This is a genomic window from Ferrimonas sp. (assembly GCF_048263965.1).
Taxonomy (GTDB): Bacteria; Pseudomonadota; Gammaproteobacteria; order Enterobacterales; family Shewanellaceae; genus Ferrimonas.
On sequence record NZ_JBLXDO010000017.1, the window covers coordinates 31,907 to 51,700 of the forward strand.

Sequence of the window (19,794 nt, forward strand, 5' to 3'; positions counted from 1 at the left end):
AAAATGATTCGCATTTGATCTTGGTTTGGGTTTGGGATAAAGTGCCTGGACAATGAATCACCCGGCCTTACAAAAGTTAATTAACACAAGTGGTTAGTTAACTTTTTGGCCGTGCGACCGTCTGGATATCGACTCCGGGAGTGAAGATGACCCATACCCCGACCATGGACGACCAGATGACCGGCAAGGACACGCCGGACCCCCTGAAGTTTGCCTTTGAGCAGAAACGCGGTGCCCATGCCGGGGGCGGCGGCCGGCCACCTGTGGCTGCGGACCAGGTGCAAGCCACACTGAACAGACTGTTGGCCCAGGAAGCCACTCCAGGCAAGCGGCGCTTGCTCTACCTCCACGTCCCCTTCTGTCGGGTACGTTGCACTTTTTGCAGCTTCTTTCAGTATGCCGCCAGCAGAAAGCTGGTGGATGAGTATTTTGGTCACCTGCTGGCCGAGATTCGGCGCAAGGGTGAGACCCCTTATGCCCAGAGCGCCCCCTTCCACGCGGTCTACATCGGCGGCGGAACCCCGACGGACCTGTCTGGCGATCAGATTCATGAACTGGGGCAGGCTCTGAGAGAGAGTTTTCCCCTGACACCGGATTGTGAGCTGACCCTTGAAGGGCGCATAAACCGATTCGATGACGCCAAGTTCCAGGGCGCCCTGGATGGGGGATTCAACCGGTTCTCCTTTGGCGTGCAGAGTTTCAATACCCAGGTACGACGTGCCGCCAAGCGTCTCGATGACCGGGATCAGGTGATGGGGCGCCTGAAAGAGCTGGTCGCCGCGGACCAAGCCCCTGTGGTCATTGACCTGTTGTTTGGCCTGCCTTATCAGACTCCGTCAATCTGGCAGCAGGATCTGGAGGATATGCTGGAGTGCGGGGTCAGCGGCGTTGACCTCTACCAGCTTATCGATCTCAGCGGTACCTCCATGTTGGAGCAGTGTGAAAAGGGCACCGCTCCGCCGCCGGCGGACACTCCCACCAAGGCGATGATGTACCGGATGGGAGATGAGTTTATGGATCGCCACCAGCTGCGTCGGCTCAGTTGCTGCCACTGGTCCTCGGATAACCGGGAGCGCAGTCTCTACAACTCCATGGTCAAGTCCGGTGCGGAGATTCTGCCTCTGGGAGCCGGGGCCGGCGGTAACCTCGGGGGCTATGCCCTGATGCAGCCCAGAGACCTCGAGGCCTATCAGAGGGCCATTACAGACAAGGAATGGCCGGTGATGATGCTGTTGCCCAAAGGCGAGGAGGGCGTCAAGGCGGCCCTGGTGGGTGCCTGCGATAAGGGCTTCATCCACCGAAGCCTGTTGGGAGAACCGCTGTATCAACACGCCATGCCCCTGTTCAAAGCCTGGGAGAAGCGCGGCCTGGCCAAGGTCAGCTCCGATGCGGTGACCTTTACCCTGGCGGGACGGTTCTGGCAGGTCAACCTGTGCAACGGCCTGCTCAGCTATATGAATTCCAACCCTATGACAATGGAGAAGATTGCATGAATGATATCGCCCAGGCGGTTGCCCGCAAGATTGAGGAAAACCCCAGCCTGATGCCCGGTCAGATCGCCTCCGAGCTGGAAGTCAGTGAGTTTGAGGTGGTGGCCGCACTGCCGGAGCCCATGAGTGCTCTGCTGCCGGTGGAGCACCTCGCCACCCTGATGGAGTCATTGCCAAACTGGGGCCCCATGACCACCATCGTCAGTGTGGCCGGGTCCATCTTTGAATTTAAGGGGGCCTTTCCCAGGGGTAAGCCGGGCCATGGCTACTTCAATCTGATCACCAAGGGGGAGGGGCTGCATGGCCACCTGAAACTGGATGCGGTTCAGCATATCGCCCTGGTGAGCAAGCCCTTCATGGGCAGTGAGAGTCACAGCATTCAGTTTTTTGATGCCCAGGGGGCCATCATCTTCAAGATTTACCTCGGCCGGGACAGTAAGCGGGTGCTGCTGGCCGACCAGGTGGAGCGGTTCAGCGAACTGCGTCGTACTCTGGCTAGCTGAGCCAGCAACACAAAGACAAATAAGGGAAGAACAAACAGATGGACAACCAGAAAGATCAGAGACTGAGAGAGCGCTTGCTCCCCGAGATTGAGGAGTTCAAGACCAAGGCCCAGACCCTGATGCTGGCGACCCTGGACAGGGAGGGGGTGCCCAATGTCAGCTACGCCCCCTTCGCTCAGGGGGCTGAGGGGTTCTATATCCTGATCAGCGATATGGCCCGTCATGGCATGAACCTCAAGGTGAACAAGGCCCTGTCGGTGATGCTGGTTCAGGATGAGTCTGAAGCCAAGACGGTATTCGCCCGCAAGCGGTTGACCTTCGATGTTCAGGCGCAGCATGTTGCCCGGGAGAGCGAGGGCTTTGCGGCGGGCATTGCCGCCCTGGAATCCCGCTTCGGGGACATGGCCGAGAACCTTTCCAAGCTGGCAGATTTCAACCTCTACTGCTTACGGCCAAGCAAGGGGTTGTTTGTCAAAGGCTTTGGCCAGGCGTTCGCCATCGGTGGCGATGACCTGAATCAGGTGAGCTGGATGATCGGCGACGGCAAGGGACACGGCCACGCCAGAACGGCCTAACAACCTGATTTATTGAGATCCCCTTTCGGGACCGTTTTTGTTTATGATGGGTGACACTCTGTGTCACCCGATTTTTTTGGAGACTCACCCGTCGATGAAGCGCGCCCCCCTCACCTCAGTCGTACCCTGGATCTTGTCACTGCTTAAACCCTATCGGGGGCGGGTGATTGCCGCCTGTGTGGCGCTCGCGGTGGGCTCCCTCAGCTGGCTGGCTTTGGGGCAGGGGGTGAAGATGCTGGTGGATGAGGGGTTCCTGTCGGACAACAGCCAACGTCTCAATCAGATTATGCTGGTGGTGCTGGGGATCAATCTGCTGGGGGCCCTAGCGGCGTTTTGTCGCTTCTACCTGATGTCCTGGCTGGGGGAGCGGGTCAGCGCCGATATCCGCCGCACTGTCTACAACCACCTGTTGACCCTCTCTCCAGGTTTCTATGAGTCCACCCGCACCGGGGAGGTGATCTCCCGCTTTACCAGTGACACCACGGTGATTCAGACCGTGGTGGGGATGAGCCTTTCCATGGCGCTGCGCTCCAGCGTCACCCTGGTGGGGGGCCTGCTGATGATGCTGGTGACCAGCCCGATGATGACCCTGTACACCGCGGTGGCCGTGCCCCTGGTGCTGGTGCCCATTCGGGTACTGGGCGCCAAGGTGAGAATATACGCCAAGGCGAGCCAGGACAGGGTGGCGGACATCGGCGCCTACGTGGATGAAACCCTCCATGAGATCCATACGGTGCAATCCTATACCCACGAGGCGGTGGACAGGGGCAACTTCAACGAGCGAGTGGAAGCGGTGATCGAGGCCGCCGCCAATCGCATCCGTCACCGTGGCCTGTTGATCGCCCTGGTGATGGGACTCAGTGTCGGCGCCATCACCCTGGTCGCCTGGCTGGGGGCCCTGGAGGTGCTCGGTGGCGGCATGAGTGCCGGTGAACTGACCGCCTTCCTGTTCTATGCGGTGATGGTGGCCGGTGCGGTGGCCACGGTGTCTGAAGTGATCGGTGAGGTGCAGCGCGCCGCGGGGGCGACAGAACGACTGCTGGAGCTGCTCAGCACCCAGCCAGAGATCCGGGCTCCGGAATCACCTCTGGCCTTGCCTTCGCCTGTGCGTGGCGAGCTGATCCTGGAGAATCTTTTCTTTGCCTACCCCAGTGCCCCGGACAAAGCGGTCCTCGAAGAGCTGAATCTGACCCTTAATCCCGGTGAACGGGTGGCCCTGGTGGGCCCCAGTGGCGCCGGCAAGTCCACCCTGTTTCAGCTGTTGCAACAGTTCTATCTGCCACAGCAGGGTAGGGTACTGCTTGATGGGACAGACCTGACTTCACTGGACCCTCTGGAGATTCGCCGTCAGTTCGCCCTGGTGCCCCAGGAGTCGGTGATCTTTGCCAGCAGCGCGCTGGAAAATGTGCGCTACGGTCGACCCGGTGCCTCCCTGGAGGAGGTGAAGCAGGCCTGCCGTGCGGCCCGGGCCCATGAGTTTATCGAGGCTCTGCCTCAGGGGTATGACACCAACCTGGGGGAGCGCGGGGTGCGTCTCTCCGGCGGTCAGAAGCAGCGCATCGCCATTGCCCGGGCCCTGTTGGCGGACCGGCCGGTACTGCTGCTGGATGAGGCCACCAGTGCCCTGGATGCCGCCAGTGAACAGCAGGTGAAGCTGGCCCTGGACGAGCTGATGCGGGGCAAGACCACGGTGATCATCGCTCACCGCCTGGCCACCGTGGTCAATGCGGACCGGATTGTGGTGATGGAGCAGGGGAGAATCATCGCCATGGGTACCCACAGCGAGCTGGTGGCCAGAAACGCCCTCTACAAGGAGTTGGCGGACCTGCAACTGGTGAGTTGAGGCTGTATCTGACCCAGATTGCCCGAGATTTTGTTGGCAGCTTGATCCACCGCACCGTCAGCTACCGTCCCGGCGCGGCATAATGGTTCCTTTTGAATGCTACTGAGAGCCACCATGGACAAGCTGCTAGATCGCTTTCTTCACTACGTAACCTTTGATACCCAGGCGGACGCCGAGTCCAGCACCCTGCCCAGCACTCCGGGACAGCTGGTGCTGGCTCGTGCCCTGTTTGATGAACTCACCAACCTGGGGTTTGCGGACGTCTCTCTGGATGACAACGGCTATGTGATGGCCACCCTGCCTGCCAACAGCCAGCGTGAGCTGCCGACCATCGGCTTTATCGCTCACATGGATACCGCCCCGGATGCGTCAGGTAAGGATGTACGGCCGCAGATCATCCGTGATTACGATGGTGGTGTGGTGGCCCTGGGCGACAAGGGGGAGAAGCTGGATCCGGCCCAGTATCCGGCGCTGAACAGCCTGAAGGGTAAAACCCTGATCACCACCGACGGTTCCACCCTGCTGGGGGCGGACAACAAGGCGGGCATTGCCGAGATCATCACCGCCATGATGGTGCTCAAGGCCAACCCGCAGATTGAGCACGGACCCATACGCATCGGCTTTACCCCGGATGAGGAGATTGGTCTGGGGGCCAGTGAGTTCGATGTGGCCAAGTTTGGTGCCCAGTGGGCCTATACCATAGATGGCGGTCCTGTGGGTGAGCTGGAGTATGAGAACTTCAATGCCGCCAGCGCCACCCTGGTGTTCAGCGGCAACTCGGTGCATCCCGGCAGTGCCAAAAACAAACTGGTCAACGCCCTGTCCCTGGCCACCGGGTTCCATCAGCAGATGCCCAGCAGTGAGACGCCGGAGCATACCGAAGGCTATGAGGGGTTCTACCACCTGGTGGGGATCAAGGGGGGCACCGCCGAGGCCAGCCTGCACTACATCGTCCGTGATTTCTGCCTCGACTCCCTGGCCCGTCGCCGTGTCTATCTGCAGGCTCAGGCCGATGCCTTCACCCGGTCGGGCAAGCCCTGCGAGCTGCAGTGGACCGATGGCTATCGCAACATGAGGGAGCAGGTGGAGCCTCATCCGCACATCATTGAGCTGGCCAGGGAGGCGATGCTGGAGTGCGGTGTTGAGCCGGACATCAAGCCTATTCGCGGCGGAACCGATGGGGCGGTACTTTCCTATAAAGGACTGCCTTGTCCTAATATCTTTACTGGGGGCTACAACTTCCACGGAAAGCATGAGTTCATCACCCTGGAGGGGATGGAGCAGGCAGTGGCGGTGATCGTCAAGCTGTGTCAGCTGACGGCGGCCCGCTGATCGAGAGCGGGGCCGGGCCCTGCCATGGAGCATCTATGATTGCGGTGATACTGGAGATCTACCCCACACAATCCGGCAAGGAGGCGTTTACGGCCCTGGCGGAGCGGTTGCTGGTGATGATCAGTGGTCACCGGGGGCTGGTGTCCATCGAGCGGTTTCAAAGCCTGATGGATGAGCACAAGCTGCTCAGCCTCTCTTTCTGGCTGACCCGTGAAGATGTCCAGCAGTGGCATCGTCATCTGCAACAGGAGTTGTCACAGGATCCCGCAGCCAAGGCCCTGATTCGCCACTATCGAGTGCGCACCGCTCTGGTGGAGCGGGATCATGCCGGTGACCACCGCCATATAGATGCCTACTTTGACCATCTGGCCTGAAATCAGGTCGCTTTAAGCCCTCCCGGTTTGCTTCAGGCCAGATCAGCCGTTAGCTTGAGGCCAGAATCTGAGGAGGGCAGCATGTCGCAACAGGGGTTTCAACAAGAGTATCGCCGGGGGATAGCGCCCGGCTATTCCGGCTACCTTCACGCCACTGCCGTGCTGGCCATTGGGGCTGCTGTCCTGGGATACAGCGCCGTGCAGCTCCAATCTCCCTCTTCCTGGCAGTGGCTGACCGTGTTGGCGGCATTGCTCATCGGCAACCTGCTCGAGTATGTGGCTCATCGCTGGCTGGGGCATCGCCGAACCCGGCTGTTGCCCCTGTTCTACCAGCGTCACAGCGGTGATCATCACAGGTTTTTCACCCATCTGGATATGCTCTGGCAAAGCCACCGTGACTGGCGGGTGGTGCTGTTTCCCCTTTATCTCATCCTGTTGGTGATTGTGGCCAACGCTGCTCTGGGGTGGGGCCTGGCTCAGCTGTTTGGGGAGAACCTGGGCTGGTTGTGGTTGATGGGCACGGTATCGGCCTATCTGCTCTACGAAATCTGTCACTTCACCTGGCACCTTCCGGCCAATCACCCGCTGTTTCGAATCCGAGCGCTGGATGCCATGAGGGAGAGGCACAGGCTGCACCATCACCCCAAATGGATGAACCGCATCAACTTTAACATCACCTGGCCGCTGACTGACTGGCTGCTGGGAACAGACTCTCCCCGCGAGCCCGGGGGGCCATCGTCACCAATAGAGTAAGGAGTACTCATGTCTGAAACGGACCTGCACGCCCAGGGCGGCTTCACTGAAAAAGAGGACAGTGCCAAGACCCATGGGCTGATCGCCTATGGATTGATGCTGGCGGGCGCCTTTACCGGGATTCTGTGGTTGGTGGGGGCCATCTGGGCCATGCTCAAGCGGGCAGACGCCCGGGGCACCCGCTTCGAGGATCACTACCAGAATATGGTGACCACCTTCTGGTGGGGGTTGGGGCTGGCCCTGTTGGGGGTGGCGTTGATCCCCTTTGGGCTGGGGTTGCTGGTGCTCTTTGCCATGGGCCTCTGGACCCTGTACCGATTGATAAAGGGGCTGATTCGCCTGATGGACAATCGCAGCTTCCAGAACTAGGTCAACAGGTCGTTAGGACAGGAGGGAAGCTTAAAGCTGGTGCCGCCAGCTCAGGGCGTCATTTTTTTGAGCAGCAGCTCGGTGAGCCTGTCCGCGGTCAGGGGGCGGCTGAACAGGAAACCCTGTGCCAGGCGGCAGCCGCTGTCACACAGGAAGCCTGCCTGGCCCTGGTTCTCCACCCCTTCGGCGATCACCGTCAGGGAGAGAGAGTGGCCCATGGAGATGATCGCTTCTACGATGCCCCGGCTGTCCTGATCGCCAGGGACACCACTGACGAAGCTGCGGTCAATCTTCAGGGTGTTGAGGGGTAGCCGTTTCAGGTAGCTCAGGGAGGAGTAGCCTGTGCCAAAGTCATCGATGGAGATGTGGATCCCCATGCTCCTCAGTTGACCCAGACGGCGGATCGACTCCTCCGGATTCTGAATCATAAAACTCTCTGTCACCTCCAGCTCCAGTGCCGAAGCGGGCATGCCGCTCTCCATCAGCACCTGGCTTACCTCACTGACAAAGTTGTCTTTCAGCAGCTGGGGGCCGGCGATGTTGACGGCGATGCGGCCAAAGTTCAGGCTCTGGTCAAGCCAGTTGGCGCCCTGGTGACAGGCCTGCTTCAGTACCCACAGACCGATTTCGTCGATGAGGCCTATACGCTCGGCAGCAGGAATGAACCTCGACGGGGAAACCTGTCCAAGCTCTTCAGACTGCCACCGAAGCAGGGCTTCCAGACCCACCAGTTGACCGCTGTTGAGATCCACCTGGGGCTGATAGACCAGATAAAACTCCTCTCGCTCCAGGGCGGAGTGCAAGGCGCTTTGCACCTTGAGGTGCTCCATGGACTCTTCGGTCAGGGTATGGGTATAGAAGGCGAAGCTGTTGCGACCCTGCTGTTTGGCCCGGTACATGGCGGTATCGGCGTTGCGAAGCAGGGTGTCCCTGCTGCTGCCATCCTGAGGGTAAAGGGCGATGCCCATGCTGCCGGTGAGTTTCAGCTGCTCCCCTGTGCTGAGAGCCACAGGTTGCTGGAACAGGCTCATCAGGCCGCTGGCAACATTGGTGGCCGCAGGAGCCCCGCCCACTTCAGGAAGCAGAATCACAAACTCATCTCCGCCAATCCGTGCGACGGTATCCGAGCTTCGCAGCTGGTTCTTGAGGCGCTGGGCTATTTCACACAGCACCTCGTCGCCCACCAGATGGCCGCGACTGTCATTGATCAGCTTGAAGTGGTCCACATCGATAAACACCACCGCCAGTTCACTCTGGTTCCTGGTGGCACGGGCGATCTCCTGGTCCAACTGGCTGTGGATGCGCACCCGGTTCGGCAAACCGGTGAGAGGATCATGGTAGGCCATGTGGGCCAGGCGCTCTTCGGTCTGTTTCTGCAGTGAGATGTCGGAGAAGAGGGCGACCAGGTAGCGGATGCCGCCATCATCATCGTATACCGCCGAGTGAGTGGCCATCTGTGGGTAGAGGGTGCCGTCCTTACGCCGATTCCACACCTCGCCGTGCCAGTGCCCCTGAGCCAGCATGCTTCGCCACATCGACTCGTAGAATGTCTGGTCATGGCGGCCCGACTTGAGGATCCTGGGGTTGTTGGTCAGGGCCTCCTCTCGGCTGTATCCGGTGATGCGGCAAAAGGCGTCATTGACCTCGATGATGGTGCCGCGATGATCGGTGATCATCACCCCTTCCGCAGAGTTGGCAAACACCGTGGCGGCCAGGGTCAGCTGCTCCTGGAATACCCGACGCTGGGTGACGTTTCGAGTCATGCCGATGACCCCCAGCAGCTCTCCCTGCTTGTCGATAATGGGGCTCTTGATGGTTTCCAGCCAGGTCTGCTGCTCCGGATCGCCGGGGTCGGCGCACTCCTCCACCACCATCTGTCGACACTGACGAATTGCCTGGTTGTCGGCGGCTTCAAACACGGCGGCCCGCTCAGGCCCAAACAGCTGGGTGTCGTTTCGCCCAAGGGGAGAGCATTGCCAGTCGCGGACCACACTCTGGTTGGCTGCAACGTAGATGCCTTTGGCATCCTTAATCCAGACATGATCCTCAATGCTGTTGATGAAATCATTGAGGGTGATGCCTCTCAGGGCGGCGTCCTCGCCAGCCTGAGCATCCGTGTGGTGTTTCAGATGCCTGGCCAGATCGTTTTCCATTCGTCCACAGAGGTTGTCCTTGAGCAGCTTGGCATCGTCACTCAGCGCTGTCGGTCCATAGAGGCAGATGAGGCCGAAGAGCACGCCGTTGGGCCAGAACACCTCGTGGAGATGCAGCCTGGGATCCCTGGTTTTTTTGTCCGACGTATAGTTCAGGGTGGCACGAAGTTGCTCGGCCACTGGGGTGAGGATCAGCTTCAGTTGTTCGGGTGAGCAGTCGTTGGCGTCACAGAGCAAAATGGGCTCTGCGCCCTGATCCACGTGAAGGATGACGCCTTTGGCGTCAGCGGCGTTGGCCAGCAGCCTCATGGAGGGGCGCCAGTCCTGGCCCAGATCTGCAAAGACGCTTGTGTCCAGCCACTCTGGATTCAGTACTGCCACTCAGATGCTCCCCTAGGCTCAAACAGGCTACAATAAATAATGCCAACAATAATAAAGACTTGCCTAACGCTTTGGGGCGTCAGGCTGATTTTTATGCTGGGATTATCTCATTTCGCCGGACTATTGGGAACCAAGGCTTGTTCCGGGAGAGAAGCTGTACAAGGGCGGGGCCCCGGTTTAGGGGCAGGCGCAACGGCGGTGAGCGGCGATCAGCTCAGCTCCTTTTTCAGAAAGAAGCTGACGTAGCCGGGGGGCATATCCTCCAGCTTGGCAAACACTTCATAGCTGTGCTGCTGATAGAACTCCAGAGCAAGGTAGTTGGTGGTCTTGATGAAGATGCCGTGAGCCCCCTTGGCATGGGCGTAGCCCTCCAGTTGGTTCAGCATACGCGTGCCGGCACCGCAGCGTCGCTTGTCCTCTTCCACCCAGATGCCATCCACATGGAGCCAGCCCAGTTTCACCTCTCCGGCGATACCACCGACGATTCTACCCGTTTCATCTTTAATGAAGCAGGCAACGGTTTCATGTTGCATGGAGCCAGCAACGGCGTCGTTGAAGCCAATCAGCCCCTGCTTCAGGGCCTGAACTTCGCTCTGGTCCGGCGGGGATACCGGCGTCAGCTGTAAACTGTCCATGTCATTGATCTCTTGGGCTGGGTAACGGGATTAAGTTACTGTCCACCTGGAGTAGTTGCAAGTTCCGCCGAAATCAGACCCTAGAACTGCTCGGAAAATTCGAGTTTCATTGAAGCCAACTTCCAGTGGCCATCCCCTTGTCGGCACCACTGCTCCATGAGGATCTTTCCTCGGCCGATGTTCATCTGCCATTGACCACACAACTGGACCTCATCATCGCTGATAAGGGTGACCTGAGTGTTCTTGTAAACCAGATCACTGGCTCCGGATTGCAGCATCCCCTGCCAGAAAGTGTGAATCTGCTCCTGGCCGGTGAACTGCCCCATGGGCTTAACGTCAAGAGACGCGCCATCGGCGAAACTGGCGACACAATAGTCGAGATTGCCGTGATTAAACTGATTGATCCAGTTCTGGCTGGCCTTGAGGGCGTTAATCAGGGTGTGATGATGCATAAGCGCCTCCGGATAGTCAGGCCTGATGACAAAAGCATAACACCACCAAGTAATATATGCTGCAAACTACCCTTATCTCGCTCTTCAGTTGATCGAGGTGGTGTCCAGTATGTTTTTGATGGCTTCTTGGAAGTTGTTTTTAAGTAGTTCTTCCAGGGTTTTCATGGCTGGGTGCTGATACCAGGAGCGGTTGCATATGAAGCCATACTGAAAATCGATCGGGCTTCCCTCACAGGTGACCGGTCGCCAAACCAGATTATGTTGGCTGTGTTCTGGGTAGGCGTTGCTTGAAAAGACAGAATAATCCAATTGTTCAGCGCAACGCAGTGCCGCCTGCATTGAAGCGACGGTTATGTTCGAACTCAGCTTAATGCCGTGCTCTTCAAGAATCACTTTTTCTAGATGCGGAACTTTGGCTCCGGAGTCAAGACTAACAAAGTTCATTTTTTGCAGATCATTTATCTCAATCGCCTTGTTGACTGATAGTGGGTTATCGGCACGAAGGTAGACGCCGAGGTGAATGCTTCCGAGTCGCCTCTGAATGAATCGACTATCAATGTCGAAAGGGAAAAAGTTAATTCCGACAGCAAAATCGCTAGGGTTTAGATCTGGCAGGCTGTCTGTTGGCCAGGCATGGAAGCTGAAACCAAGATTACATTGATGTTGTTTTAGCTCTTTCATCAATCCAATCATAATATGCTCGGTAAGGTAGAGTGGCGCGTAAACTTTAAGGCAGCCCTCCATTCTTTCTATGGAACTCTCCGCCGATTGTTTTATGCAATCATCTAAACTTTTGACAAGTGGAGAGATTGCCTGAATAAGGTTTACGGCAAATGCTGTTGGCATATATTGTCCATTGGACGTGATAAATAGTTCATTACCAAAATGGCCACGTAGTTGTGCCAGGCTACGATTAAGCGTTGAACGGCTCACACTAAGGTGCCTGATAATGGCGTGTGTCGTCCGATACTCGTTTACAGCCAATAGATACCTTACTAAGTTTAAGTCGAGCTTCGTCATTTCTTGTTCTCGTTGTAATTGAAGCACTCAGGCCGCCTGCTTCACAGGAGGCTATCTTACGCTCACCTTTGCGATATTGACCCAGGTCACAAAAAGGGCTGGTTGGATCGAGAAGGTTGACGACTACACCCGGGTAAAAGTCAATGCTCGGCATGGTTCAGAGACCATTTATCCATTAGAGCACGATATTAGAACTGATTGAATTGTTACGAGGTGGGTAAATATGTCCGCATTTTTGTTTGTTGAGCAAATCTGATGTTGTTTCTGGTTTGTCGGAGTTGCTATTTTCTATTGCTTCGGAGGGTTGCTCGTACGCTTAGTGAACGGGTTCATATTTGAACTTCCGTTGATTCAGATTTGATTCTGCTTCTAAGAAATACTTCGGCACATCGGCATTACGTATTTCAGAAGTCGATAGTTAATTAAATTGAATTCATTGTGGAGCCAATATGAATATGGAACCAAAAAACCTTTTTGGGTGGTTACTGGCGGGGGGGATTGTACTGTTACTGTGCGCCATTGCCGTTGCAGTGTCCTCCTACGGAGGCAGTCAGGGAAGTGATGCTCCCCTGTTTTTTGACAGCCTGTCGTACTTTTTGCTGTTTGTAGTCGCCTGTGCCCTAATCTGCTCGGCAAAGTTGTCCAGGCCAGGTGATCGTATTAAGGGGAACCGAGTGCTTCGGCACGATGGTGTTGCCCGTCTGACTCATTGGACCACAGCCATGGGGTGTTTGATTCTGCTTGCTACTGGTGTCGGCCTGGGCTTTCTTGAGTTTCCCCGTCTGGTGGTGAGTGCTGATGACACGGCTTTGATGTTTAACCTCCATTATATCGGTGCCCTGTATTTCCTGTTCGGATGTAGCCTGTGGGCCGCCAACCAACTGGTTGACCCAGACCGTCTGCGCAGTCACCTTCCGGACGAGCCGCTGTGGGTTGAGATTAAGAAATCGGTGCTTCACTACGCCCACATGATGGGGTTAACGCCAACTGCGGTTCCCGCCCCCAAGTACCACCACTCGGGGCGCTTGGCGGGTCTGGTGATTATCGGGGCTTCCTTTGTGGTTATTGTCTCCGGGGGCGGCAAAATCGTTGCCCGGGGTTTGGAGTTAGACCTTCTGATTATCAAGGTGGTCAACCTCGGCCATGATTGGGCGGCTCTGCTCTTGCTCCTGCTTATTCCGATACACGCTTTCCTGGGGGGTATTGCCCCCTGGGCCTGGAACACCCTGTCGGGGATGGTTACCGGATATGTGAGTGCGGATTACGCCAGGCATCACCATGGCCTTTGGTTTCGGCAACTGGAGCAGAAACAGCAAAGGGAGAGACAACAATGACAGCTAGGGACACGACTTCCGGGATGGACAGCGGCCGGCGCCATTTCCTCACTGCCTTGGGCAGTGTTGGTATGCTGATTGGACTCAGCGGCAACGCCTATGTATTGCGTGATGAAAAGATCTATATAAAGAGCGCCGGCGGTGCCTTGGTGGTCGATTTGAAGAAATGCATGGGGTGCGGCACCTGCATGACCACCTGCTCACTGACCCATCATGGCAAGGCCTCAATGTCGCTGGCCAGGATTCAGATTCAACAAGATTCGTTCACCCCCTTCCCAGATGATATCCAGATGGCTACCTGTCATCAGTGTGAGGATGCCCCCTGTGTCGGCGCCTGCCCGGTCAACGCCAACACGGCCAATGAGGAGTTCGGGTTTGTGCGAGACATCGATCCGAACCGGTGCATCGGTTGTATGCAGTGCATCGAGGCCTGCCCCTATACCCCTAAGCGCGTGCAGTGGAACGCGGAAACCCGAAGTGCCCAAAAATGCGATCTCTGCGTTAACACCCCCTTTATGAGCGAGGAGGGTGGGCCTGAGGGGGTTCGTGCTTGTCAACGGGTGTGCCCGGTGGCGGCCATTGACTTTGTCACCGAGCTGCCGCCGGCCAGTGCTCCCGATGACGCCTATGTCGTCAATCTACGTAATGAAAGCTGGGCTCTCACCGGCAAGACCATCGAGGATTAAGCGCAATGAAGATGAAAGGCTTTGCTGGAAAGATTCTGCATGTCGATTTGAACAATCTGACCACTTCGGTTATCCCGACCGCCAAGTATCAACGCTGGGGCGGTGGTCATGGCTTAGGGGCCGCGCTGTTTTGGGATCTGTGCCAGGAGGTGGAGTCGATCTCCGATGGGCGAGACCCGCGTAATGTGGTGACACTGGCCGCATCACCCTTCTCCGGAACTAATGTGCCCTCTGCCGGAGGGCGCTGCGAAGTGACCGGCATAGGCACCGGCCTGAAACCCAAGAACTGGTTTACCCGCTCAAACTTCGGCGGCCAGTTCAGCGCCATGCTGAAACACGCCGGCTGGGATGCGGTGACGGTGACCGGTGCGGCTCCCTATCCGGTGTATCTGGATATCCGCAATGACAAGGTGGTTATCCGCGATGCCGCCGGGGTGTGGGGAAAGGACACCTACGACACCCAGAGGATCATCCAGCAGGAGGTGGCCAATGTCGAGGCCACCGCTGGCTGGAATGCGCAGCTCGATAACAACGAGATCGGCCGAACCACTCAGAAGGCGGCCGTCGTCTCCATTGGCCCGGCGGGAGAGAACCAATCGGTGTTGGCTTCCCTGGTTCACGGCGCTGGCCACGGTTCCGGGCAGTGTGGTTTTGGTGCGGTATTGGGCTCAAAGAACCTTAAGGCGATCAGTGTCATTGGCACCGGAAGCGTCGATATTGCCGACCCCTTGGCATTGGTCAATGCCCGTTTCAAGACCCGGGAACTCTATGCCAACGACGCGGATAATGTCACCGTCCTTGGGACGCCCAGCAATCCCGATGCGGCCAATGTCCATCTCAATACAGAGGTGGGGGCCCACGCTTTGGGCAGCGCCTCGCGAGCGCTCCTGTTTGCTCCAATAAACAGCAACCACCGCAGCATCGGCTGTCACGGCTGCATCAATGGGTGTAAGCAGCGTCGAGATGGCTATGGCAACGAGTCCCACTGCCAGACGACGGTGTGGTACTTGGCGCCCGCGCTCCTGGCTGCTCGTGGCGAGGCGGCACTGAAGATGACCCTGTTCGATGACCGTAAAGATATCACCGAGACCATGATGTATGCGGCGGAAACCATTCAGCGGCTGGGCATCAACTCCTACCCGCTGACGGACGGGTGTCTATGGTTGGGAACTCTGGCCCAGTACGGGGTGATCGGTCCCGACAAGCCGATCAACTCCAATTTGCCCTGGCACAAGTTTGGCACCATGGAGTTCTGCAGGGCGTTTTGCGAAGCCATCGCCTTCAAGACCGATATTGGGGAGCTGCTGGCTGAGGGGTTTGTCGAGGCCGCCAGGGCCGTTGGACGGGAGCAGGACCTGAAAGAGGGAAAGATTCTGCAATACCCCTACTGGGGCATTCCCGAGCATGGTTATGACCCGCGGGCGGAGTTGACCTGGGGTTACGCCACCCTGATGGACAGCCGCGACATCAACGACCACGGCTATAACTGGATCTTCTGGAACGTCAATTATGAGATCGCCGCGGGCATCGAGCATCCGGTCGATGCGGAAACCATGGCCAGGTGCTACACCGAGAAGATGATTCCCTATGCCCATGATCTGCCCCTGGCACTGGATTTTTCAGAGAAGAATATGTACTCGGAGAATATTGCCAGGGCGGTGCAGTGGCAGATGCACTACAACCGCTTTTACAAGAACTCGTTGTTGATGTGTGATTTCCGCTGGCCTGACTGCTGCAACCTGAATCGTCCCGATTTCAGGGGGGCGACTGCCGATTCCGAAGTGGGTGAGCAGGTGTACTGGAGGGCTGTTACCGGTGAGGCGATTACCTTCGAGGAGGGAATTCGCCGAGGGCGTCAGGTTTACAACCTCGACAACGCCATATGGACCCTGCAGGGGCGGCATCGCGACCTGGTGAAATTCGAAGACTACATCTACGACAAGAAATATGATCACTCTAAGCTTGGCAGTTACTGCTGGCCGTCAACCAATGACGATGGTCAGTGGGCTTTCAGAGACACGGTAGGACGCCAATTGGATCGCCAGGGGGTGGAGCATTGGAAGGATCATTATTATCGGCTTGAGGGTTGGGATCTGAATACCGGCTGGCCGACCCGGGCGACGCTGGAGCAGCTGGATATGGGGTTTGTGGCGGACCGCCTCGCCCAGGCTGGCAAGCTGGGTCGGGAGGGAGGTGTTCAATGAACCCTGTTACAGGAGCCCAGGCTAAACATTATTTGCGTCAAGTTAAGTTTGAAGAGGCGATGATGGCCGCCATTATAGTTCGCCCAAGGGGGATGGCCCCGATGATAGTGAATTCAGTCGAATCGTTGTACATCTTGTTTGAACCAAATAGTAAATCGGTTCCCGGGGTGGATTTTAATGAGCTTGAGCGATGGCTGTCGGATATCGTAGGAGATACAGAATTGGCTGATGCAGTTCACTATGATTCTGACAAGGGCACGTTTTTTGAACATTGTGTAAAAGTGTATCGCAAATTGGATATAAGGCTTCGCCAATATGCCTCTGCCATGAATATCCCCGTGCCTGAGAAAGAATCCAGGCAGGTGGTTAACCCAACTTTCACCCTGTATAAAAACTACGCAAATCATATCTGATAGATATTAATTGGTAAGTAACCCTGACTTCAGGGTTACTTACCCATCTGTGGATGAAACTAGAGATTAGTCAAAATGTATAAAATAATTAATATTGCCTTGATATTTATTTTCTTTGTTTCTACTGGGGTTTCTTCAAAAGAACTTCACAGCAAGGATCCGCGCAACTCGACCTCCAAGGTGGGGGCTGAGGTTGATGAGAAGGGAGAGTTGAAATTCCTTTTGGGAGGGGGCAGTATCAACTGGTACGAGGGAAGCGACAATCAGTTCGTCTTCCTGGCAGAGTACAAGATAGACTCGAGCGACGGCCGCTTCCGTTTTGCCAACTTCGACAGCCGCTTTGGTGGCTTGTACGGCGATTTCATCTATACCGATGATACCTCTTTGATGAGTACTGTCGGCTATATACTTCCCATTGATGCCAATAATGATAAAACACAATTCTTCCCAAGCCTGAACTACAGCTATCTTGATTTTAACAAAAGCAACCCAATTCGCTCTTTAGTGCCGGACGAGTTTGGTGGAGGTAATCATAGTCAGCTTTATAGTTTAAATCTGTATATTCTCCATCCTTGGAATGAAACCCACTTTACCTTTATTGAGATGTTCGGTGGTCGATCATTTTCTGGGGTGGAGATCGAGATGTATGATGTGTGTTGGACCCAGGGAATGAATAGCAGCATCTTAGGCAAGCCCGCATTCGTATATTTCAAGGGGCAGTATTCACGCACCGAGGTGTTTGGAAGTTTTGCTCCTTCCGGATCCGATAATAACGATGATGCGAAATTCAGTTTTGGGGTGGAGTTAAAGTTTTAGTCCTAGCCTGAGTGGTAACCCCCCCTGCGACGAAGAGGGGTATCAATAAATCATTTAATCCTCGGCTGTGGAAATTAAAGGCTTCCACAGCCGAAGGGGAGCCGTGGTTAAGCGTACAGGCCCAGGTTTTCCTTGGCGAAGGCTTCGAACTCGGTGCAGCCGCCCACGTGTTCCTGATCGATGAAGATTTGAGGGACGGTTGCAACGGGGGCGCCCACGGTCTTTTCCAGATCCTGCTTGCTGATCCCTTCGGCATGCATATCCACGTAGCGGAACTTAAAGTCCTCACGGGATTCGGTCAGGGTCTCGGCGATCTGCTTGGCGCGAACACAGTATGGGCAGCCGGGACGGCCAAAGATAACTACAAACATGGGACTCTCCTTTAAAACGATGGAGTATTTATACCACAGACGTCGGATTCTTCTAAATGGGGCAGGATCTCAGCCTAAGGATATTTTTCTTTATATTATAAGTGTTTATATTATGTTAATCGGTATGCCTAATAGGCACTATCGGCTTTTCTGTATCGCCCCTGGTAATCAAACAGGGTTTCGATCACCTTCCAGCCATACTTCTCTTTGCGGGCAATGACGAAATCCGGGTGGCGGAACAGGGGGGCGGCGGCGACGACGGCTTCGGCATCAGGCAGCCGCAAAGGGGTGCCTGGGGACTTTAGGTGCATTCGGGCGAAGTGATGGTAGAAAGCGCCTTTCTGACCCGCGGTGGTAAAGCCAAAGATCTGATGCACCTCCACACCATCTTCGTCATGCCAGGTGATTTTGATGCCCGCCTGGCCGGATTTCAGGGTGTGGGGGGTCAGGGAGAGGCCTGCGCAGCGCAGCACCAGGTAATCCTTGAGTTTAAGCACCTCTTTAAGGCGTTTGTCCGGGTCCACCAGGGCCTTGTCACAGGCCTGGCAGTGGCGGGCAGCGATGTCGTTCTCTGCCATGCAGTCGGGACACTCCTTGAAGCGGAACCGAAAATCACACTGCTGCTGTTCCTCATCCAGCCCTTGGCACCGGCGCCCGTAATGCTCCAATAGCAGGCCATTTTCATCGTGTTTGCCCCAGAAGTGGTTTTTGTGGCCGCACTTGGGGCAGGGCACTATGGCCACCTGGGCATCGGCTTTTGGCTTGGGCTCGCCCACTTCAGGGGAGAACAGCGAGTAGCCATTGCCGGCGAAGTCCAGTACCAGGCACTCCTCCTTGCCCTCGGCGAGACGCAGACCCCGCCCCACCATCTGCTGATAGAGGGCCACGGAGTCGGTACGGCGCAAGATGGCGATGAGATCGATATGGGGGGCATCAAATCCTGTGGTCAGCACAGACACATTCACCAGATACTTGAGCTTTCGGGCCTTGAAAGCCTGAATGATGGTCTCCCGCTGAGACGCCGGCGTCTCCCCGGTGATCAGGGCTGATTCTCCTTGGGGCAGTTTCGATACCACCTCCTGGCCATGACGCACCGTGGCGGCAAACACCAGCACCCCCTGGTGGTGTTTCCCCAGCTTACTGAGCTGGTCGCAGATCAACGAGGTGGCGCGCCCCTGGTTGATCAGCATGGTGTCTGCCTGTGCGTCGTCGGCAGGCAGTAACAGGGACGCCACGGCGCCGTCGATGACCCGGGCGGGCGTCAGGTAGCCCTGCTTGATCAATTGGCCGATGGGCAGCTCGAACACACAGGTTTCGAAAGGCTTGGGCTCTGTGCTTCTCAGGGTGCCATTGATGTGCTTCTGATAGACCCAGCCGCCGTCGAGCCGATAGGGGGTCGCGGTCAGCCCAAGGAGTTTTACCTTCGGGTTGGCCTTCTGCAGAGCCTGAATCACCCGGCTGTACTGGCTTTCTCCCTTGAGGCTGACCCGGTGACACTCGTCGATGATCGCCATGGAGAAGGATTGGTCCATCGCCTGATCTGAAGCGGCCAGGGACTGGATGGAGGCGAACACCACCTTGCCGCTGGCCTGCTTCTGGCCCAGACCGGCGGAGTAGATGTCTGCCTGATGTCCCATGGCGGCGAGCTTACTGTGGTTCTGTTCCACCAGTTCCTGAACATGGGTGAGCACCAGCACTCTTCCTTTGGCCAGTCGGGCCAGTTCGGCGATGATGACGCTTTTTCCCGCGCCAGTGGGCAGAGCCAGCAGGGCAGGGGATGGGTGTTGCCTGAAGTGTTGGACGACGGCCTTGACCGCATCCTGTTGATAGGGACGAAGCTGCATGGGGATAGTAATGGCTGAGAGTATGGGCATCCTAGCCCGGTGACGGCCTGTGCTCAAGCCGACTTCTGGATGGGGGATCCGTAAATTGACCCACTTATGGGTTAACTGGAGTGAGATCGCACTTTTAGTGAGTTGCGTTCGAAAGTGGTTCGCTCACGGTTTTGGTTGCCCTATGATGCTATGGCTCTCAAAATGTGACCGCATTGGTCAAATGCCGGCCAAGGGAAGTGGGATAATTACATTAAT

Annotated in this window: 19 protein-coding genes; 13 read left to right on the forward strand and 6 right to left on the reverse strand. The window is 56.6% G+C overall.

Translation table 11 applies throughout. The annotated features are described in order from the left end of the window. The first annotated feature begins 146 nt into the window (after positions 1-146). The 8 genes from hutW to ACN0RV_RS14420 all read left to right on the forward strand — a co-directional run bounded on the left by hutW (position 147) and on the right by ACN0RV_RS14420 (position 7,239). Complete coding sequence (gene hutW, locus ACN0RV_RS14385; RefSeq protein WP_417348564.1) at positions 147-1,493, forward strand: heme anaerobic degradation radical SAM methyltransferase ChuW/HutW; 1,347 nt, start codon at positions 147-149, stop codon at positions 1,491-1,493. Continuing rightward, complete coding sequence (gene hutX / locus ACN0RV_RS14390) at positions 1,490-1,993, forward strand: heme utilization cystosolic carrier protein HutX (protein ID WP_417348566.1); 504 nt, start codon at positions 1,490-1,492, stop codon at positions 1,991-1,993. Before hutW ends, hutX begins: the two co-directional genes overlap by 4 nt. 38 nt (positions 1,994-2,031) lie before the next feature. Continuing rightward, positions 2,032-2,568, forward strand: coding sequence for a heme utilization protein HutZ (gene hutZ / locus ACN0RV_RS14395; protein ID WP_417348567.1), 537 nt, complete (start codon positions 2,032-2,034; stop codon positions 2,566-2,568). A gap of 94 nt (positions 2,569-2,662) precedes the next feature. Further along, positions 2,663-4,411, forward strand: coding sequence for an ABC transporter transmembrane domain-containing protein (locus tag ACN0RV_RS14400; protein WP_417348569.1), 1,749 nt, complete (start codon positions 2,663-2,665; stop codon positions 4,409-4,411). 114 nt (positions 4,412-4,525) lie between these two features. Beyond that, positions 4,526-5,743: a peptidase T gene (gene pepT, locus ACN0RV_RS14405; RefSeq protein WP_417348571.1), complete on the forward strand. Its 1,218-nt coding sequence runs from the start codon at positions 4,526-4,528 to the stop codon at positions 5,741-5,743. Between the two features lie 35 nt (positions 5,744-5,778). Then, positions 5,779-6,117 (forward strand): antibiotic biosynthesis monooxygenase family protein, encoded by a 339-nt coding sequence (locus ACN0RV_RS14410; protein WP_417348573.1) that lies wholly within the window; start codon positions 5,779-5,781, stop codon positions 6,115-6,117. A gap of 81 nt (positions 6,118-6,198) precedes the next feature. Continuing rightward, positions 6,199-6,870: a sterol desaturase family protein gene (locus tag ACN0RV_RS14415; RefSeq protein WP_417348575.1), complete on the forward strand. Its 672-nt coding sequence runs from the start codon at positions 6,199-6,201 to the stop codon at positions 6,868-6,870. A 9-nt stretch (positions 6,871-6,879) separates the two neighbouring features. Beyond that, positions 6,880-7,239, forward strand: coding sequence for a DUF4870 family protein (locus ACN0RV_RS14420; RefSeq protein ID WP_417348577.1), 360 nt, complete (start codon positions 6,880-6,882; stop codon positions 7,237-7,239). 50 nt (positions 7,240-7,289) lie between these two features. Here ACN0RV_RS14420 and ACN0RV_RS14425 read toward each other — a convergent pair whose 3' ends face one another. From ACN0RV_RS14425 to ACN0RV_RS14440, 4 genes are all read right to left on the reverse strand, one after another. Further along, positions 7,290-9,773 (reverse strand): EAL domain-containing protein, encoded by a 2,484-nt coding sequence (locus tag ACN0RV_RS14425; RefSeq protein WP_417348579.1) that lies wholly within the window; start codon positions 9,771-9,773, stop codon positions 7,290-7,292. Between the two features lie 209 nt (positions 9,774-9,982). Beyond that, positions 9,983-10,408 carry a GNAT family N-acetyltransferase gene (locus ACN0RV_RS14430; protein WP_417348581.1) on the reverse strand — a complete coding sequence of 142 codons (426 nt, stop codon included), beginning with the start codon at positions 10,406-10,408 and terminating at the stop codon, positions 9,983-9,985. A gap of 80 nt (positions 10,409-10,488) precedes the next feature. Continuing rightward, complete coding sequence (locus tag ACN0RV_RS14435) at positions 10,489-10,860, reverse strand: nuclear transport factor 2 family protein (RefSeq protein WP_417348583.1); 372 nt, start codon at positions 10,858-10,860, stop codon at positions 10,489-10,491. An 84-nt stretch (positions 10,861-10,944) separates the two neighbouring features. Further along, positions 10,945-11,880: a LysR family transcriptional regulator gene (locus ACN0RV_RS14440; protein WP_417348584.1), complete on the reverse strand. Its 936-nt coding sequence runs from the start codon at positions 11,878-11,880 to the stop codon at positions 10,945-10,947. A gap of 449 nt (positions 11,881-12,329) precedes the next feature. Between ACN0RV_RS14440 and ACN0RV_RS14445 the strand changes: the two genes are divergently transcribed. The 5 genes from ACN0RV_RS14445 (at position 12,330) to ACN0RV_RS14465 (ending at position 17,333) form a co-directional block, all read left to right on the forward strand. After that, a complete protein-coding gene (locus ACN0RV_RS14445; protein ID WP_417348585.1) occupies positions 12,330-13,214 on the forward strand; it encodes a cytochrome b/b6 domain-containing protein in 885 nt (294 codons plus the stop codon). Continuing rightward, positions 13,211-13,900: a 4Fe-4S dicluster domain-containing protein gene (locus ACN0RV_RS14450; protein WP_417348587.1), complete on the forward strand. Its 690-nt coding sequence runs from the start codon at positions 13,211-13,213 to the stop codon at positions 13,898-13,900. The genes ACN0RV_RS14445 and ACN0RV_RS14450 overlap by 4 nt, the downstream gene beginning before the upstream one ends. Before the next feature lie 5 nt (positions 13,901-13,905). Beyond that, a complete protein-coding gene (locus ACN0RV_RS14455; RefSeq protein WP_417348589.1) occupies positions 13,906-16,104 on the forward strand; it encodes an aldehyde ferredoxin oxidoreductase N-terminal domain-containing protein in 2,199 nt (732 codons plus the stop codon). Beyond that, positions 16,101-16,517 carry a hypothetical protein gene (locus ACN0RV_RS14460; RefSeq protein WP_417348591.1) on the forward strand — a complete coding sequence of 139 codons (417 nt, stop codon included), beginning with the start codon at positions 16,101-16,103 and terminating at the stop codon, positions 16,515-16,517. Before ACN0RV_RS14455 ends, ACN0RV_RS14460 begins: the two co-directional genes overlap by 4 nt. Positions 16,518-16,592: 75 nt before the next feature. Next, entirely contained in the window at positions 16,593-17,333 is a 741-nt protein-coding gene (locus ACN0RV_RS14465) for a hypothetical protein (RefSeq protein ID WP_417348592.1), read from the forward strand. Positions 17,334-17,440: 107 nt separating this feature from the next. Here the strand turns inward: ACN0RV_RS14465 and ACN0RV_RS14470 are convergent, their stop codons facing one another. Next, on the reverse strand, positions 17,441-17,704 hold the full coding sequence (locus ACN0RV_RS14470; protein WP_028108208.1) for a GrxA family glutaredoxin: 264 nt from the start codon (positions 17,702-17,704) through the stop codon (positions 17,441-17,443). Between the two features lie 128 nt (positions 17,705-17,832). After that, on the reverse strand, positions 17,833-19,578 hold the full coding sequence (locus tag ACN0RV_RS14475) for a DEAD/DEAH box helicase (protein ID WP_417348593.1): 1,746 nt from the start codon (positions 19,576-19,578) through the stop codon (positions 17,833-17,835). Between the last annotated feature and the right edge of the window lie 216 nt (positions 19,579-19,794).

Excerpts from the sequence above, each read along its gene's own strand:
- ACN0RV_RS14465 (WP_417348592.1), top strand. The coding sequence starts at position 16,593 with ATGTATAAAATAATTAATATTGCCTTGATATTTATTTTCTTTGTTTCT.
- ACN0RV_RS14430 (WP_417348581.1), bottom strand. The coding sequence starts at position 10,408 with ATGGACAGTTTACAGCTGACGCCGGTATCCCCGCCGGACCAGAGCGAA.
- ACN0RV_RS14445 (WP_417348585.1), top strand. The coding sequence starts at position 12,330 with ATGAATATGGAACCAAAAAACCTTTTTGGGTGGTTACTGGCGGGGGGG.
- hutZ (WP_417348567.1), top strand. The coding sequence starts at position 2,032 with ATGGACAACCAGAAAGATCAGAGACTGAGAGAGCGCTTGCTCCCCGAG.
- hutX (WP_417348566.1), top strand. The coding sequence starts at position 1,490 with ATGAATGATATCGCCCAGGCGGTTGCCCGCAAGATTGAGGAAAACCCC.
- ACN0RV_RS14440 (WP_417348584.1), bottom strand. The coding sequence starts at position 11,880 with ATGACGAAGCTCGACTTAAACTTAGTAAGGTATCTATTGGCTGTAAAC.
- ACN0RV_RS14450 (WP_417348587.1), top strand. The coding sequence starts at position 13,211 with ATGACAGCTAGGGACACGACTTCCGGGATGGACAGCGGCCGGCGCCAT.
- ACN0RV_RS14400 (WP_417348569.1), top strand. The coding sequence starts at position 2,663 with ATGAAGCGCGCCCCCCTCACCTCAGTCGTACCCTGGATCTTGTCACTG.
- ACN0RV_RS14435 (WP_417348583.1), bottom strand. The coding sequence starts at position 10,860 with ATGCATCATCACACCCTGATTAACGCCCTCAAGGCCAGCCAGAACTGG.
- ACN0RV_RS14410 (WP_417348573.1), top strand. The coding sequence starts at position 5,779 with ATGATTGCGGTGATACTGGAGATCTACCCCACACAATCCGGCAAGGAG.
- ACN0RV_RS14475 (WP_417348593.1), bottom strand. The coding sequence starts at position 19,578 with ATGCCCATACTCTCAGCCATTACTATCCCCATGCAGCTTCGTCCCTAT.
- ACN0RV_RS14420 (WP_417348577.1), top strand. The coding sequence starts at position 6,880 with ATGTCTGAAACGGACCTGCACGCCCAGGGCGGCTTCACTGAAAAAGAG.
- ACN0RV_RS14460 (WP_417348591.1), top strand. The coding sequence starts at position 16,101 with ATGAACCCTGTTACAGGAGCCCAGGCTAAACATTATTTGCGTCAAGTT.
- hutW (WP_417348564.1), top strand. The coding sequence starts at position 147 with ATGACCCATACCCCGACCATGGACGACCAGATGACCGGCAAGGACACG.
- ACN0RV_RS14455 (WP_417348589.1), top strand. The coding sequence starts at position 13,906 with ATGAAGATGAAAGGCTTTGCTGGAAAGATTCTGCATGTCGATTTGAAC.
- ACN0RV_RS14415 (WP_417348575.1), top strand. The coding sequence starts at position 6,199 with ATGTCGCAACAGGGGTTTCAACAAGAGTATCGCCGGGGGATAGCGCCC.
- ACN0RV_RS14470 (WP_028108208.1), bottom strand. The coding sequence starts at position 17,704 with ATGTTTGTAGTTATCTTTGGCCGTCCCGGCTGCCCATACTGTGTTCGC.
- pepT (WP_417348571.1), top strand. The coding sequence starts at position 4,526 with ATGGACAAGCTGCTAGATCGCTTTCTTCACTACGTAACCTTTGATACC.